General features: G+C 47.5%; 3 protein-coding genes and 1 tRNA gene. 2 read left to right on the forward strand and 2 right to left on the reverse strand.

The features are described from left to right. Window positions 1-411: 411 nt before the first annotated feature. Together P5674_RS23595 and P5674_RS23600 are read right to left on the reverse strand one after the other, a co-directional pair. On the reverse strand, window positions 412-1,002 hold the full coding sequence (locus P5674_RS23595; protein ID WP_006616230.1) for a hypothetical protein: 591 nt from the start codon (window positions 1,000-1,002) through the stop codon (window positions 412-414). A gap of 164 nt (window positions 1,003-1,166) precedes the next feature. Next, entirely contained in the window at window positions 1,167-1,406 is a 240-nt protein-coding gene (locus P5674_RS23600; protein WP_006616231.1) for a hypothetical protein, read from the reverse strand. Window positions 1,407-1,544: 138 nt separating this feature from the next. On the opposite strand from P5674_RS23600, the gene pyk reads away from it, so the two are divergent. Both pyk and P5674_RS23610 read left to right on the forward strand, forming a co-directional pair. After that, window positions 1,545-3,323 (forward strand): pyruvate kinase, encoded by a 1,779-nt coding sequence (pyk, locus tag P5674_RS23605; protein ID WP_014277326.1) that lies wholly within the window; start codon window positions 1,545-1,547, stop codon window positions 3,321-3,323. 65 nt (window positions 3,324-3,388) lie between these two features. Continuing rightward, window positions 3,389-3,460: transfer RNA gene (locus P5674_RS23610), tRNA-Thr, on the forward strand. The last annotated feature ends 129 nt before the right edge of the window (window positions 3,461-3,589 follow it).

The following is a 3,589-nucleotide window of genomic DNA, read 5'->3' on the forward strand; positions in this document are numbered from 1 at the left end:
TTAGATATAGTGCGATCGCCTAATTTTCTCGGACTTCCCAAAACCCCAGCCATGTAGGTTGGGTGAAACCCAACATCAGTAGGTTGGGTGAAACGCAGTGAAACCCAACAGCAGTTAGATATAGTGCGATCGCCTAATTTTCTCATACTTCCCAAAACCCCAGCCATGTAGGTTGGGTGAAACGCAGTGAAACCCAACAGCAGTAGGTTAGGTGAAACGCAGTGAAACCCAACAGCAGTTAGATATAGTAGCCTTGAGGTTTCGTGCCCAGCGTAGAACCTACAAGCCACTCAATTGCTGCGATATAATTACTCAAAAACTGCAATTCTGCTTCTAACCGTTAAAAAACAGTCTCTGATAGTTGTCCGGTGAGTAAACCAGGCGGGTGAGAATTTCAGCTTTTTTTAGTGGTCATGGTTGCCAATCTATCCTCATTGTAGACATGATCAGGTTCATCACCTGCAAATCAATCACATCTATTCTTTCCCCATAATCTCCCGCAGAAATACTAATGATATATCGTCCATTAGGATGTATTAGCCGCCCATACCGATAACGCTCAGGATAACTCGTTTGCACTATATAAATTACCGCCTCCTGTCCCGCAATAGTCGTAAAATTAGACTCTAAAATCTGGCTGTAACTGCTTCCAGTAGCCGCATTGCGTAAAATATCACGAACATTGCCGATATTGCTAGGACGTGGTTCAATGGTAACTCTCACGTCGGAAACTTGGTGTCCATAGCCTCTCATTCCTTCCCTTCTCCCACATTCCAAAAACTCGACATCAGTAGGGTTACGAACGGCAATAGATAACTGTTGGCGATGTCCTCTCTCACTTCGTAGTTCCGTGTAATAATTAGCTGGAATATCAAAGCGCAAGCCATATTCACGGTTAATAATTTGGCGGCGACGTTGGGAGGGTCGTTCTTGGTTATCATTAGAACAGGGTGATGGACGCTGCGACTGCGCCGGAGTGGCTAACAACAGGTAGCTACTCATTAACGATATCACCGCATAAATTCCTAAGTTGAGCTTCATTTTCTCGAATTTTACCAATCATTAAGTTTTCAGGGCTAATCTTCTTTGTCGGTTCGGTGAAACTAGGGTGAAACCAATTTTTTCGGTCAGAGATGGTGGTGTTTGGTTTCACTGGGACACACACACTACAATTTTACTTTGACGGCGACAGTACGATTTATCTCTAGGTGACGCGCCCTACAGTAACTGAGGGGTTCCCCATAGTTAAGGGTTGAATCCCGGCCATAAAGCACCACTATACGCGCGAAACCGTCATTTTTATCAATAGACACCACAGGGGGAGAAATCGGGATCGCGCGGGGAAATAACCAGCCTAGATCATCCGTCGCGACGGCGCAGCCTGTCCCGCGCCCGGACTGATTCATCTGCTCTCCCAGTCAGATTCTAGGGGGGTTTTGCGATAAATATGCCACGATCATGGTTAAATTTTCTTAAAGTGATTCTAGTCGCACCTAGGTGCGCCAAAACTAACAACTATCAACGCCTGGGACTGAGTTAACGTTATGCGATCGCCAAACTTAATACATAGAACCAAAATTGTCGCCACCATTGGACCGGCGACACAAAAACCGGATGTACTCAAGGCGTTGATAGAAGCGGGAGCAACCACTTTGCGCTTGAATTTTTCCCACGGTAGCCATGAAGACCACCAGCGCAGCATTCGTTTGATTCGTCAGGTATCCTTTGAATTGAACAAGCCTGTAGGTATTCTTCAGGATTTACAAGGACCCAAGATTCGCTTAGGAAAATTCGAGAATGGGTCGATCAAATTGAACCGAGGTGATCACTTTATCCTCACCAGCCGTGACCTTCCTGGAAACGAGGAGATCTCCTCTGTTACCTACGAACCTCTCGCTGATGAAGTCCCCGATGGCGCGACCATTCTTTTAGATGATGGTAAGGTCGAGATGCTGGTGGAAAAAGTAGACCGAGACAAGGGAGAACTACACTGTCGGGTAGTCGTCGGTGGTGTCCTCTCCAATAGTAAAGGGGTTAATTTTCCGGGGGTCTATCTCTCCATTAAAGCCATGACCGACAAAGACCGGCGCGATTTGATGTTTGGCTTAGATCAAGGGGTCGATTGGGTCGCCCTCAGTTTTGTCCGCAATCCCCAGGATGTCTTGGAAATTAAAGAATTGATTGCTAGTGCGGGTAAGGATGTCCCCGTCATCGCCAAAATCGAAAAACATGAGGCGATCGAACAAATGGAGGAGATTTTAGCCCTGTGTAATGGTGTGATGGTGGCGCGGGGTGATTTGGGGGTGGAGTTACCTGCTGAGGATGTGCCACTTTTGCAAAAACGTTTGATTGTCACGGCTAACCGCATGGGAATTCCGGTGATTACTGCTACTCAGATGCTTGATAGTATGGTGAGCAATCCTCGTCCGACTAGGGCGGAAATTTCCGATGTGGCTAATGCTATTCTTGATGGTACTGATGCCGTGATGCTCTCTAATGAAACGGCTGTGGGTCAGTTTCCCGTGGAAGCGGTGGCGACTATGGCTAGAATTGCTAACAGAATTGAACGAGATGGGATTACTCGTAATGTTCTCAAGGTGGAGGATACGGGGCGATCTATTCCTAATGCGATTAGTCAAGCTGTCAGTCAAATTGCGATTCAGTTAGATGCGGCGGCGATTATGACTTTAACTAAAACTGGCGCTACGGCGCGCAATGTCTCGAAGTTTCGCCCCCAAACTCCGATTTTGGCGATTACTCCCCATGTGGAGGTGGCGCGTCAGTTGAGTTTGGTTTGGGGGGTTAAACCGCTTTTGGTTTTGGATTTACCTTCTACGGATCAGACTTTCCAATCGGCGGTTAATGTGGCGCGGGAAAATAATTTTGTCGCTGATGGGGATTTGGTGGTGACTACTGCTGGGACTTTGCAGGGGGTCGCAGGTTCTACGGATTTGGTTAAGGTGGAAGTAGTGACGGCGGTTCTCGGTAAGGGAACTGCTATCGGTCAGGGAACTTTTACTGGTCGCGCTCGTGTGGTTAACCAGCCTTCTCAGGTGGGTGATTTTAACCCTGGAGAAATTTTGGTGGTTTCCCAAACTAATGCGGATTTTGTGGAGGTTATGCGTAAGGCGGCTGGTGTGGTGACGGAAGTTGATAGTTTGACTAGCCATGCGGCGGTTATTGGTTTGCGCCTCGGGGTTCCGGTGATTGTTGGGGTGAAAAATGCTACCCAGGTGATTCGTGATGGGGTGATTCTTACTTTGGATATGCAGCGGGGTGTGGTTTACTCGGGCGCAACTGCCTCGACTCCTGATCCTGTATAATCAGCGTTGACAAGTTTTTGGCTGGCGATCGCTCAATTATATTATGTGTTACAATGGGCTACTGTGCCGATGTAGCTCAGTGGTAGAGCACTCGATTCGTAATCGAGCGGTCGCGGGTTCAAATCCCGCCATCGGCTTTTGAAGCAATCTCTTATCCTGACTGCGATTATCGGAATTCACTTAACCCGATAGTCGCACCGCACCGTTACATTCAAAATGCACTCCATTCAGTCTTAGCACACGGGACAATTGGTGCATATCCCTTA

The sequence above is a fragment of the Limnospira sp. PMC 289.06 genome (assembly GCF_032350395.1).
GTDB lineage: Bacteria > Cyanobacteriota > Cyanobacteriia > Cyanobacteriales > Microcoleaceae > Limnospira > Limnospira platensis.